Genomic DNA, 11,686 nt, shown 5'->3' with positions numbered 1-11,686 from the left:
CCCAGAAAGAGACAGTACCATGGCCTTCCGTTCCCGCCGCGAGAAACTGCGTTCCATCCTGTCGGGCGGGACCTGCGTCCATCCCGGCTCGGTCTATGACGCGATCTCGATCCGCATTGCCGAGGATCTCGGTTTCCCCCTCGGCATGTTCGGCGGTTCGGTGGCCTCCCTGGCCGTGCTCGGCGATCCCGACATCACGCTGATCACGCTCACCGAGCTGGCCGAGCAGATGCGGCGAATGTCGCGCGCCGCGGCGCTGCCCGTGCTGGTCGATGCCGATCACGGCTATGGCAATGCCCTGAACGTGCGCCGCACGGTGCAGGAGCTGGAGACAGCGGGGGCGGCCGGTCTCACCATCGAGGACACGCTGCTGCCGGCCGCATTTGGCGAGACAAAGGCACAGCTGATCTCGCTGGAGGAGGGCGTCGGCAAGATGAAGGCCGCGCTCGACGGCCGCAGCGATCCCTCGCTGGTCATCATGGGCCGCACCGGTGCGGCCTCGATCAGCTCGATCGAGGACGCGATCCGCCGCGCCAAGGCCTATGAGGCGACCGGCGTCGATGCGCTGTTCTTCACCGGCATCAAGTCGCGCGCCGAGCTCGAGGCCATCGTATCGGCAACGCGCCTGCCGATCGTGCTCGGTGGCGCGCCGGACGAATTGAACGCGATCGACTATCTCGCCGGCCAACGCGTCCGCATCGCGCTTCAGGGCCACGCGCCGATCGCGGCGGCGACGCAAGCGGTCTACGAAGTCCAGAAGGCGTTGCGCGAGGGCACGGCGCCGAAAGCGCTGAAGGGATTGCCGTCCGCGGAGCTGACCAATCGCGTCATCCGCGAAGCCGAAGTGAAAGCGCGCAGCGCCGATCTCCTCGGGCTGAAGAAATGAGCCGCGCGATCCTCCAGGTCATGGTCCGCGGCCGCGTCCAAGGCGTTGGCTATCGGGCCTGGGTCGAGTCCCAGGCGGTGACTTGTGGCCTTGAGGGCTGGGTCCGCAACCGCCGCGACGGCAGCGTCGAAGCGCTGTTCGCAGGTGCGCCGAAACACGTCGCCGACATGGTCGCGCTATGCCGTCACGGCCCGCCGTCGTCGCGCGTGGATAGCGTGACGAGCGAGACGGCCAGCGTCGATGAGCTGAACCTGCGCCGGGCAGGGGAAGCGTTCTCGGTGTTGCCGACGGTTTAGTTGGCCGTCACTTGGGCAGCTTCGAGATCGCTTCGCTGAGCTCGTGGATCTCATACGGCTTGCGCAGGATGGGGAAGTCGCCGCGCACGTCGGCGGCGGCTTCGCTGTAGCCGCTGGCGAGCAGGATCGGCAGGTCGGGGTGAATCTCGCGCAGGCGATGGGCGAGGCCGAGCCCGTCCATCTTGCCGGGCATCACGATGTCGGAGAACACGAAGTCGACGCCGTTGTTCTCGAGCTCGCGCAGCGCGGATTCGGCATCCGCAACCCGGCGCACGCGATAGCCGAGCTGCTCCAAAAGGCCGATGCTGACGATGGCGACATCGGGATTGTCTTCGACCAGCAGCACGGTGCCGCTGCCGCGCACCGGCGCCGTCTCGAGGGGCTCGTTCGGCACGGCCGCGATCGCGCGCGGCAGCAGGATGGTGAAGGTCGTGCCCTTGCCGAGCTCGCTTGCGACCTTGATCGTGCCGCCCGCCTGGTGTGCAAAGCCGTGCACCTGAGAAAGGCCGAGGCCGGTGCCTTTTCCGACCGGCTTCGTCGTGAAGAACGGCTCGAAGATCTTGTCGACGACGTCCGAGGGGATGCCGAGCCCGGTATCCGTGACGGTAATGGCGACGAATTCACCGCTGTAGAACGGATCATCCAGCACGATGTTGTGCGCGCCGATCGTCACCGTGCCGCCGTCGGGCATGGCGTCGCGCGCATTGATGACGAGATTGAGCAGTCCCGTCTCGAGCTCTGAGACGTCAGCCTTGACCGGCCAGACCTCGCGGTCGATGTCGAAGGCGAGACGAACCGCGCTGCCGACGCCGGCGTTCAGAACCTCGCGGATCGCGTCGATCCGCTCACCGAAGCGGATCGCCTGTGGATTGACGCTTTGCCGCCGCGCGAAGGTCAGCAGCTGAGCGGTCAACGCTGCACCACGCTTGGAGGCGGTATCAATCGCGGAGATCGCCCGCCGGAACTTCTCATCGTCGGCATCGCCTTTCTTCAGGATGTGAAGGCTGCCGGTGATGATCATCAGGAGGTTGTTGAAGTCGTGCGCAACGCCGCCGGTGAGCTGGCCGAGCGCATCGAATTTCTGCGACTCGGCAAGCTGCGTCTGCATTGCCTCGAGCTTGAGCTGAGTATTGCGGCGCTCGGTGATGTCGCGGGTGATCTTGGCGAAGCCGACGAGGGCGCCGTCCTCGTAGATCGGGTCGATGATGACGCTCGCCCAGAAGAACGTGCCGTCCTTGCGGACGCGCCAGCCTTCCTCCTCGTAGCGGCCGTGATCCCGGGCGATGCCGAGGGCCCGCGCCGGCTTGCCGTTGGCGCGGTCGGTCTCGGTATAGAAGCGCGAGAAATGCTGGCCGAGAATCTCCCGGGGCGAATAGCCCTTGATCCGCTCGCCGCCGATGTTCCAGCTCGTGATGATGCCGGTGGGATCGAGCATATAGAGCGCGTAGTCCGCGACTCCCTCCACCAACAGCCGGAAACTCCGCTCGCTTTCGAACAAGTCTCTCTGTTGACTGGACTTTTTAACCATTCCTGGACCCCGCCTCGACGGGAGCAAACGCGTGAAGATTCGTTTGGTTCCCCTCCGTTTGAAGGATTCTTAGGCAAATCCCCTCGACGGTATACAGCAGGGGCGGGCCTTCAGGCACTTGACACGCAATCTCAGTCGTCAGATATTTCTGTTATGACAGAAATAACCGGAAAGAAGAAACTCCCTGCCGCGGTCGAGCGCTTCATCCTGCATTGGGGCGACATGGGGGATCAGTGGGGCGTCAACCGCTCGGTCAGCCAGATTCACGGGCTGCTCTATCTGGCCGAGGCGCCGATGACGGCCGAGGACATCGCCGACACGCTCGGCATGGCGCGGTCCAACGTTTCCAATTCCTTGAAGGAGCTTCTCGCCTGGAACCTGATCCGGCGGGTGCCGATCCTGGGCGACCGCCGCGATCATTACGAGGCCGAGACCGACATCTGGGAGGTCGCAGCCCGTATCGCGGCGCGGCGCAAGGAGCGGGAGCTCGATCCCGCGATCACGGCGCTGCGGGCCTGCGTGTCTGATGCCGCCGAGGATCCGACCATCAATCCTGTCGCGAGCAAACGGTTGAAGGAGATGCTCGCCTTCACCGAGCTCGCCGACCACTGGTTCATGCAGATGCTGAAAGTGCCGCGGCCGCGGTTGGTCGCCTTGATGCGGCTTGGCGAGAAGATCGCCAACCTGCTGCCGCTGGGTAAGGCCAAATAGTTCCGAGGAGGGTGTGATGACGTCGGCTCGATTATCAGGCTCCAACGCAACTCCCTCCGCTCACGTCAAACTGCTCGACGACCGCCGCTTCCGCGCGCTGTTGTCGGACGAGGATTGGGGCCGCCTGCCGCTCGCGACCTGGCGGCGCTTCTCGAAGCGCGTCGCCGATGGTGACAGCGTGGTCTATGTCGGAATCGTCGACGAGGTCTCTTTCAGCGACATCGGCCGGTGGTTCGCACAAGTGGCGCGCCTGATCGGCGGGCCGCTGCCGACGGGACGCGACACCGGCGTACCCATGATCGTCACAGTCACCGAGGACGGCGCAACCGGAGGCCAGACCTGGACCCGCATCTGCGCGCGCAAGCGCGGTTTTCCGCAGGTGATCCACTCCGCCAAGCGCTTCGCCGGCCCGACCGGGCTCGAGGAATATGTCGGCTTTGGCGTCTCGATGGCGCTGCGCATCGCGGTCGAAGGCGAGACGCTGACCTTCCGCAGCGCCGCCTATGGCCTGCAGCTCGGAGGCCTGTGGATCCCGCTGCCACAATGGCTCACGCCGGGCGATCTCACGGTCACGCATTCCGATCTCGGCGAGGGCGCGTTCCGCTTCACCCTCGATGTCATTCATCCGCGTTACGGCGGGCTGATCCACCAGTCCGCCACCTTCAGGGAGGCCGTATCGTGACGCCGCTCTTGTGGACGCTCATCGCCATCCAGATCGTGATGGGCGTGTTCGACACTTTCTATCATCACGAGTTCACCGAGCGCCTGGCCTGGCGCCCCTCACAGCGCTTCGAGCTGAAGCTGCACGGCATCCGCAACATGCTCTATGCGCTGCTGTTCCTGCTGCTCGGCTGGCTGGAGGTCTACGGCGTACTGGCACTGGCGATCGTCGCTGTGCTGGTTGCGGAGATCGTCATCACACTGATGGATTTTGTCGAGGAGGATCTGAGCCGGAAATTGCCACCGAGCGAGCGGATCAATCACACGCTGCTCGCGATCAATTACGGCGCCATCCTGGTGCTGCTGCTGCCCGTCCTGATCGATTGGGCGATGCAGCCCTTCGGTGTGAGGATCGTTCATCAGGGCCTGCTCAGCATCGCCGCGACCGCCTGCGCGATCGGCGCTGCGCTCTGCGGCGTCAGGGATCTTGCCGCGGTGCGCCGGCTCGGCCGCATGAAGAGTGTTCCTGCAAGCGGGCTCGTCGAGAAGATCCCCGGCCGCAAGACCGTGCTGATCACCGGCGCGACCGGCTTCATCGGCAGCCGCCTTGCGGCGAGCCTCGGCGGTGCCGGGCACAACGTCATCGCGCTGATCCGCAATCCGGCGAAGGCTGAGATGCTGCCGCCGCCGGTCACGCTGATCACCAGCCTCGACCAGCTCGGCTCGGACACGCCCATCGACGCCATCGTCAATCTCGCCGGCGAGCCGATCGGCAATGGCCTGTGGACCGAGGCGAAGCGCGCGAAGATCATCGGCTCCCGCATCGACATGACCGGCGAGGTCGTAAAACTGATCGCGCGGCTCGAGCGCAAGCCCGAGGTGCTCGTCAGCGGCTCCGCGATCGGCTGGTACGGCCTATGGGCCGACCAGGTGCTGACGGAGTCGGCGAAATCTCACGCCTGCTTCAGCCACGAGCTGTGCGCGGCCTGGGAGACCGCGGCGCGGCCGGCGGAGGAGTTCGGCGTGCGTGTGGTCAATTTGCGTATCGGCCTCGTGCTGGGCACCGAAGGCGGCTTCATCACGCGCATGCTGACGCCGTTCGAGTTCGGCCTCGGTGGTCCCCTCGGCACCGGGCGGCAGTGGATGTCCTGGATCGAACGCGACGACCTGATCCGGCTGATCGCCTATGTGATGGCGACGCCCGATCTTTCGGGGCCCGTCAACGCCACCGCGCCGATCCCGGTCACCAATGCAAAGTTTACCGAGGAGCTCGGTCGCCGCCTGCACCGCCCCGCTGTGTTACGCATTCCCGGTGGCCTGCTGCGCCGGATCGGCGGCGGCTTTGCCGACGAGCTCCTGCTCGGCGGTCAGCGCGTGCTGCCGAACAAGGCGTTGAGCCGCGGTTTTGTCTTTCGGCACGAAACGCTCCGCAGCGCGTTCGAGGCAATCCTGTGAGGCTTCATGTGGCGGTTACGCTCCGGAACGTCGCCGCCACTGCGCGCAGCGCTGCCAGTTTTGCGGGATCGCTGACTTTCGAATGCAGCATCACCTTCGAGCTGCCGAGCCTTGGCAGCTTGTGCGCGGGCCCGATGTTGATCAGTCCGGGAGGCGCGATCCGCCGCGCCAGCGGTGCAACGGCGAGTCCGGCGAGCGCGGCTGCGACCACCGCCGTCACGCCACCGCCGACAAAGCGCTCGCGCCAGGCGATGCCGGCCTTGTCGAGCGCGCGCACGGCAATCGCCCGGACGCCACAGGGCGGGGCGAGCGTTGCGAGCGGCAAAGGCTCGCCCTTCGGCAGGGCGAAGCGCCGCGACGCGAACCAGCCAAACTCGTCCTCCGTCAGCTTCTCGCCGCCGCGGCGGCTGCCCTCCTGGCGCACGATCACCGCGTCCAGCTCGCCCGCGTCATAGGCATCCTGCATCTCGCGTGAGAAGCCGATGGTGACGGCGAGTGTGAGGTTTGACGACATGGCGTGCAAGCGTTCGAGCAGCGGCACCAATTCAGGGCCTGCAGCGTGGTCGGAAATACCGAGCGAGAGCGACTGTGCGGCCGGGGCCTCGCCTGACAGCGCACGGTCATGTGCCTGCATCAGCGCGCGGGCGCGATCGAGAAATGTTACGCCGTCCGCGGTCAAGCGCACCGCGCGGGGCGAGCGCTCGACGAGGCGTTTTCCCAGCAATGTCTCCAGCCTTTGCAGCTTGAGACTGACCGCTGCCTGCGTCGTACCGAGCGCCTCCGCGGCGCGGGTAAAGCTTTGGAGGTCGGCGACCAGCAGGAAGGCCTGGACGGTGGCGATGTCGAGTGTGGCGGTCATTATTATTTATTATCACTGGTATCAACAGAGATAAGATACCAAGATGATAGGGGAAGGTCTAGCTTCTCACCAACGCCGCGCAAACAGCGCGACATTTCGAGGAGAACGACAATGCCCCTGATCACCGTATCCTACACCTCGTCCCGCCAGTCGCCGTCGCTGAAGGCCGACATCGCCAACGCCGTGTCGGAACTCACTGCAAAAATCCTGCACAAGGATCCCCAGGTGACCGCCATCATCGTGAAGTCGGTCGATGCTGACGACTGGTTCGCCGGCGGCAAGTCGCTCGCCGAGCAGAAGCTTGCGAGCTACTGGATCGACATCCACATCACCGAAGGCACCAATACCAAGGACGAGAAGGCAACTTATCTCGCCGCGATGTTCAAGCGCATGGCAGAGATTTTGGGCCCGCTGCATTCCGAAACATATCTGCACGTCGACGAGGTCAAGGGCGACGCCTACGGCTTTGGCGGCCTGACCCAGGAGCGCCGCTACATCGCCGGCAAGCTCGAGGTTTCGCTGAAGGCGGCGTGATGATGCAAGCCGCGGGTGAGGGATCTCACCCGCGGCTTTTGTCGTCAGCTCGCTGCGCGGAACTGAACCTCTGAGTTGTTCATGAAACACATCTTGTCGAACAGCTTGAGGTCCAACGGGTTCGGCAGGCGGACATCGCTGAGGTCGGGGCAGGGCTTGACCGAGGGGTCATAGGACCGGTCGATCTGCGAGATGAAGACGACGATCAGCCCCTTGTCGCGCGCGAACGACTTCAGCGCGCGGACTTGAACGGTCAGATCGGGGTTTTCCCGTCTCTGGTCGAGCAGTTGCAGATAATCGATCACCACCACTGTGCCGCGCTGTGCAGCGGCCATTTGCTTGACGACATAGTCGGCGCTGATGGCGTCGGAGCAATCGATCTCGAACAGTTTGTCGAACTCTGCCGGCTCCGTGCCAATCGTACGCAAACGGTCCAGCACGTCTTTCTTGGTGTATTCGAGCGAGAAGAATGCGGCGCGATGGCCGGACTTCATGGCCTCCACGGCAAGTTCGAGGCTCATCAAGGTCTTGCCCTGACCGGGGCGCGCTCCGACCAGCACGAGGTCGCCCGGCTTGAATTGTGGGAACAGCTTGTTGGCCGGCGTCGCCGCGGCAGCTTTCGCCGCCAGCATGCTCCAGGCGGAAAACCCTTCCGTCGTGGCGATGCGGTCAAGCGCATCGTGGAGCGGAATGCCTTCCTCGCGGGACAGGCGCTTCGCTTTTCGCTTCAGATGATAGATTGGCGCAGACAGTTTCATCGTCAAACCTCCCATTGCGAGCAGAAAGCGCAATCCCTCCTTATGCCTGGCGCTCGAACAGTCGGTCCGATGGTTTAGTCGCCCGGCATGAAGTCTGCTTTCCCGGCGGAGGGGGGAGGCGTGGGCGGCGCCAAAGCCAAGCGTAACCGATTCCGTGCCGATGGAGAACGCATTCGGCGCGCCTCCAACAGGAAAGCGTCAGGCGGTTGCTTCCGGCACCATCGCGCGTGTTGGCCCGAACAGCTCTACAAACGCCTGCCGCAGCGCGACGTCGACATCGGCGAGCGTCACGAGCTGGCCGAGATCGACCAGCGAGGTCACGCCGTAGCGGGGATCGGCGACGCCACAGGGGACGATGCCGGCGAAATGCGAAAGCTCCGGCTCGACATTGATGGCGATGCCGTGAAACGAGACCCAGCGCTTCAGCCGCACGCCGATCGCCGCGATCTTGTCCTCGTGCTCCGGCCCCTTGTCCGGGCGCTTCACCCAGACGCCGACCCGATCTTCGCGCCGCTCGCCGCGGACGTTGAAGGCGGCGAGCGTCTTCAGGATCAGTTCCTCCAGGCCTGCGACGTAGGCCCGGACGTCCGGCCGGCGGCGCTTGAGGTCGAGCATGATGTAGGCCACTCGTTGGCCAGGGCCGTGATAGGTGAGCTGGCCGCCACGTCCGGAGGCAAAGGTCGGGAATCGGGGATCGAGCAGGTCGGTCTCCTTGCCCGAGGTCCCGGAGGTGTAGAGCGGAGGGTGTTCGAGCAGCCAGACCAGCTCGGGTGCTTCGCCCGCCGCAATGGCGGTGACGCGGGCCTCCATGGCGGCCACGGCCTCCGGATAGGGCACCGGAGCGTCCGAGATTCGCCATTCGACGGGCTCGCCGCCGGCGGCGGAAAACGACGTCAAATCGAGCTCTTGGCGGGGGTTTTGGGGCGAATTAACCATTGGCTAACCATAACGTGGTGATGATTGCAGGCGCAAATGCCAAGTCCTTTGGCGTAAGTCCCCAGTTGCGGTGGTGCTGACAGTGCCTACTCTCGACAAAGTCACCGTGGATCTCATGGTCGTCCTCGGGACGACCACCATGCCCATCCATCAAGTATTACGTCTTTCCCGCGGCGCCATCATCGAGCTGGACGCAACCGAGGCTGACGAGGTCAAGGTTCTCGCCAACAATTTGCCTGTGGCGTCCGGCGTCGTGCTGGTCGACCGCAACCGGATCGCGGTCGAGGTCAAGCAGATGCTGCCGCGGACGCAAGGCGCGCGGTAGCGGCCCGGGCACGCGGTAGCGGCCTGGGCACGCGGTAGCGGCCTGGGCACGCGGTAGCGAGGCGGGACGGATAGGGCCGATCCGGGCGCGTGAAATTCCTGTCGAGCTTGTGGAGTTCGAAGCCTTTGCAGGCTTGTATCCCTCTGACGGATTTGTTAGATCGGCGGCCGCTGATCCGGCCAGCTCTAGAGCTTCAGGCCGGTATCTCCTAGCGCTCGTGGCGGAATTGGTAGACGCGCTGCCTTGAGGTGGCAGTGAGTAAAATCGTGGGGGTTCGAGTCCCTCCGAGCGCACCACCTTCGAATCTCCATTCAAGGAAGCAGGCGGCCCCGCGCAGGGGTCTCAGCCATATTCCTCGCCGATCCCGTATTCCCGGTAGATCTCGAGCGGATCGAGGTCGGGGAACAGGCGGCATTTGGCCTGGGCGAGATGCAGGCTCACCGCAGCTGGCTCCTTGCCGTTCGACAGCAACTTGCGGATGTCGTCCATGTGCGCGCCCGGCTGGTGCTTGGCCTCGAGCTGCTCCAGCGCGACCAGCGCGGTTGCGAGCGCCTCGGTCAGGACCCAGTCGTCGTGGCCCGTGATTCCCTTCTTCGGCATCGGCAGACCTCAATCCGCAGACCTCACGTATGGCAGCGGCAGCAGTCTACCGTAGCTTCGGTCGAATCTCCATCGCGCCGCGGGCTGCGTGGAAGAAGGCGAGGGGCCGCGCTCTCGCTTGCATTATGGCGGCGCGTGGCTAAAAGGCGGCGGCACGTGGGCGATGGTATCTTTGTTGAAACAAAGTGGGCGTAGACGGGCCTCGCGCGACCTCTCTCGGCTGGAGCCAGCATGGTCTTTCTAAGCTTCGTCTACCGCTTTCTGACCAACTTCGCGTTCATGGCCCTGGTCTATTTCAGCTTGAACGTCATGGAGAGGTATCAGAACCGGGCGATCCTCGCGATCCTGGTGCTGGTCTACAGCGGCATGCGCGCGGCCTCGACGCTGCGCGCGTTCTACTTCTTCCAGAAGATCGAGAAGCTGGAAGCCGAGACGAAGCGCCTGCAGGGGCCGATCAATGACGGCTCCGGCGGAACGGCCGGTCGCAAGCAGATCGTGATGGATGTCGCGCGGCTGCGCCGCGACGGCGAGCTCAAGTCCTACATGGACCTGTTCTTCCTGGCGCTGATCGTGCTGCTCTGCGTCGCCAACATCATGCGGCAGTAACGGCTTGGAGCATGATCCGGAAAAGCGTGCAGCGGTTTTCCGAAAAGATCATGCTCAAACCAATAACCTGAAGCGCGATGATCTCATCACGCTTCAGGCGCGCTTCTTCACGCCGGTGGCGACGCGGGTCGGGCGGGGCGCCGTGCTCTTGGCCTGAGCGGCGTGCTTCGGTGCCGGGTGCGCAGCAGCATGCGCGGTTCGCCGTGGCTGCATCTTGGCGGCCTTGCCTTTGCCGGCATGGGGCGCTTCGGCGGCCATCGCGAGCCGGGTTGCGGCCCGTCGCGACAAGGTCGTCGACAGCAGCACCTCGACCGAGCCCTCGGGGATCGCGAAAAGATCACGTTCGGGTGCGGGCAGGGTGGCAGCGACATCGGCCTGCGCCATGGTCTTGCGCGGCAATACCAGCGGCTGGTGCGCGGTCTGCGTGTTGAGATCGGCGAGGCCGGGTGCCGGCAGCGATGCGGTCTGCGTGAACACGAAGTTCGGTACGGAAGGCCAGCGCGCGATCGGCGTCGTTTCCGTCGGCGGATGCAGCAGCCACTCCACGGCCGCGGTCGGCGTCGCCGGCTGGTCGGCGGTCGCCGGCACCACATGAACGATGCGATAGCCACGTGCCTTCAGGTCGCGGATGATCTTTGGCAGCGCCGCCACGGTGCGCGCCTGGATGTCGTGCAGCAGCAGGATACCCTTGCCCTTGGCTTCCAGCCGCTGGATCGCGAGCTGGTAGACGCGATCGGATGCGATGTGGCGCCAGTCGTCGGCCGGGAAGTCGGCGCTCCAGACCTGGATGCCGCGCGAGATCAGAAGGTTTTCGACGCCCTCGGCGCGCATCAGGCCGGGAATGCGGAAGAACGGCGCGAGCTTGGACGGATCGGTCATCGCAGCCGACGTCCACTCGATACCGCCGTTGATCTGCGCCTCGGCCTTGTCGAGCGGCATCCGGTCGAAGGTCAGCGGATGGTTCATGCTGTGCGTGCCGACGGTGTGCCCCGCCGCGACCAGCTTGCGCACGCCTTCCGGGTTCGCCTTGGCCTGTTCGCCGATGATGAAGAAGGTCGCCTTGATGCACTCGTCGGCGAGGATCTGGAGCACCTGGTTGGAATTCTTCGGCAGCGGACCGTCGTCGAAGGTCAGCACCACCTCGTGGTCCTTCAACGGCAGGGTCTCGCGGTACTGCATGGTGCCGATGCGCGGATGCAAGTGCGGATCGACGACGAGCGTGCGCGACGTGCCGAGCGCGCCCGGATGGCCCGGGCATTCGGCGGCAAAGGCCGCCGGCGACGCCGCCGTCAGCAACCCCAGAAACAGGACGGTCCAGGATCGCGTCCGAAAAGCAACGCTACTGCCGATCATGAACCCGGTCTGTCCTCATCAGCGTTTGCCGCCATAATAGGTCGGAGACATCAGGAAACGGTTCGGGCGCAAAGACCTTTCCCGCCTCGGATCCCCCTCGATCTTTGCACGGCGTAGCATGAACAGAGTGTTAATAGGGCTCAAATCACCCCATTTTGGTCAGGCGTGACTTTCCGGCA

Annotated in this window: 14 protein-coding genes and 1 tRNA gene; 9 read left to right on the top strand and 6 right to left on the bottom strand. The window is 64.7% G+C overall.

From position 1 onward, the window contains the following. Nucleotides 1-19: 19 nt before the first annotated feature. Together K3F49_RS00640 and K3F49_RS00635 are read left to right on the top strand one after the other, a co-directional pair. The gene (locus K3F49_RS00640; protein WP_234678862.1) at nt 20-886 is read left to right on the top strand and encodes an isocitrate lyase/PEP mutase family protein; all 867 of its coding nucleotides are present in this window, start codon (nt 20-22) and stop codon (nt 884-886) included. Then, nucleotides 883-1,182, top strand: a complete 300-nt coding sequence (locus K3F49_RS00635) for an acylphosphatase (RefSeq protein WP_234678861.1) — start codon at nt 883-885, stop codon at nt 1,180-1,182. The genes K3F49_RS00640 and K3F49_RS00635 overlap by 4 nt, the downstream gene beginning before the upstream one ends. A 7-nt stretch (nt 1,183-1,189) precedes the next feature. Here the strand turns inward: K3F49_RS00635 and K3F49_RS00630 are convergent, their stop codons facing one another. Continuing rightward, nucleotides 1,190-2,710 carry a PAS domain-containing sensor histidine kinase gene (locus tag K3F49_RS00630; RefSeq protein ID WP_234678860.1) on the bottom strand — a complete coding sequence of 507 codons (1,521 nt, stop codon included), beginning with the start codon at nt 2,708-2,710 and terminating at the stop codon, nt 1,190-1,192. 153 nt (nt 2,711-2,863) lie between these two features. Between K3F49_RS00630 and K3F49_RS00625 the strand changes: the two genes are divergently transcribed. Genes K3F49_RS00625 through K3F49_RS00615 form a run of 3 tightly spaced genes read left to right on the top strand, consistent with a single transcriptional unit; the run spans nt 2,864 to nt 5,536 of the window. Continuing rightward, nucleotides 2,864-3,421: a GbsR/MarR family transcriptional regulator gene (locus tag K3F49_RS00625; protein WP_187437385.1), complete on the top strand. Its 558-nt coding sequence runs from the start codon at nt 2,864-2,866 to the stop codon at nt 3,419-3,421. Between the two features lie 16 nt (nt 3,422-3,437). Beyond that, the gene (locus K3F49_RS00620) at nt 3,438-4,103 is read left to right on the top strand and encodes a DUF4166 domain-containing protein (protein WP_234678859.1); all 666 of its coding nucleotides are present in this window, start codon (nt 3,438-3,440) and stop codon (nt 4,101-4,103) included. Next, nucleotides 4,100-5,536, top strand: coding sequence for a TIGR01777 family oxidoreductase (locus K3F49_RS00615; protein WP_234678858.1), 1,437 nt, complete (start codon nt 4,100-4,102; stop codon nt 5,534-5,536). Before K3F49_RS00620 ends, K3F49_RS00615 begins: the two co-directional genes overlap by 4 nt. Nucleotides 5,537-5,540: 4 nt before the next feature. Here K3F49_RS00615 and K3F49_RS00610 read toward each other — a convergent pair whose 3' ends face one another. Then, the gene (locus K3F49_RS00610) at nt 5,541-6,395 is read right to left on the bottom strand and encodes a LysR family transcriptional regulator (RefSeq protein WP_234678857.1); all 855 of its coding nucleotides are present in this window, start codon (nt 6,393-6,395) and stop codon (nt 5,541-5,543) included. Between the two features lie 111 nt (nt 6,396-6,506). On the opposite strand from K3F49_RS00610, the gene K3F49_RS00605 reads away from it, so the two are divergent. After that, complete coding sequence (locus tag K3F49_RS00605; protein WP_234678856.1) at nt 6,507-6,929, top strand: tautomerase family protein; 423 nt, start codon at nt 6,507-6,509, stop codon at nt 6,927-6,929. Nucleotides 6,930-6,973: 44 nt separating this feature from the next. Here K3F49_RS00605 and K3F49_RS00600 read toward each other — a convergent pair whose 3' ends face one another. Further along, on the bottom strand, nt 6,974-7,687 hold the full coding sequence (locus K3F49_RS00600) for a DNA helicase (protein ID WP_234678855.1): 714 nt from the start codon (nt 7,685-7,687) through the stop codon (nt 6,974-6,976). A gap of 198 nt (nt 7,688-7,885) precedes the next feature. Next, the gene (gene lipB / locus K3F49_RS00595) at nt 7,886-8,623 is read right to left on the bottom strand and encodes a lipoyl(octanoyl) transferase LipB (protein ID WP_234678854.1); all 738 of its coding nucleotides are present in this window, start codon (nt 8,621-8,623) and stop codon (nt 7,886-7,888) included. 82 nt (nt 8,624-8,705) lie between these two features. On the opposite strand from lipB, the gene K3F49_RS00590 reads away from it, so the two are divergent. After that, the gene (locus tag K3F49_RS00590; RefSeq protein WP_234678853.1) at nt 8,706-8,948 is read left to right on the top strand and encodes a FliM/FliN family flagellar motor switch protein; all 243 of its coding nucleotides are present in this window, start codon (nt 8,706-8,708) and stop codon (nt 8,946-8,948) included. Between the two features lie 211 nt (nt 8,949-9,159). Then, nucleotides 9,160-9,244: transfer RNA gene (locus K3F49_RS00585), tRNA-Leu, on the top strand. Between the two features lie 46 nt (nt 9,245-9,290). Here K3F49_RS00585 and K3F49_RS00580 read toward each other — a convergent pair. Beyond that, on the bottom strand, nt 9,291-9,548 hold the full coding sequence (locus K3F49_RS00580) for a hypothetical protein (RefSeq protein ID WP_187437394.1): 258 nt from the start codon (nt 9,546-9,548) through the stop codon (nt 9,291-9,293). 231 nt (nt 9,549-9,779) lie between these two features. Between K3F49_RS00580 and K3F49_RS00575 the strand changes: the two genes are divergently transcribed. Continuing rightward, a complete protein-coding gene (locus K3F49_RS00575) occupies nt 9,780-10,154 on the top strand; it encodes a BREX-1 system adenine-specific DNA-methyltransferase PglX (RefSeq protein WP_234678852.1) in 375 nt (124 codons plus the stop codon). A gap of 93 nt (nt 10,155-10,247) precedes the next feature. Here the strand turns inward: K3F49_RS00575 and K3F49_RS00570 are convergent, their stop codons facing one another. Beyond that, the gene (locus K3F49_RS00570) at nt 10,248-11,507 is read right to left on the bottom strand and encodes a polysaccharide deacetylase family protein (RefSeq protein WP_234678851.1); all 1,260 of its coding nucleotides are present in this window, start codon (nt 11,505-11,507) and stop codon (nt 10,248-10,250) included. Nucleotides 11,508-11,686: the final 179 nt, after the last annotated feature.

Origin of the sequence: Bradyrhizobium monzae (genome assembly GCF_021458635.1) — a bacterium.
GTDB lineage: Bacteria > Pseudomonadota > Alphaproteobacteria > Rhizobiales > Xanthobacteraceae > Bradyrhizobium.
The sequence above is the reverse complement of the archived record's forward strand: the minus strand, read 5'-3'. Positions and strand labels throughout refer to the sequence as shown.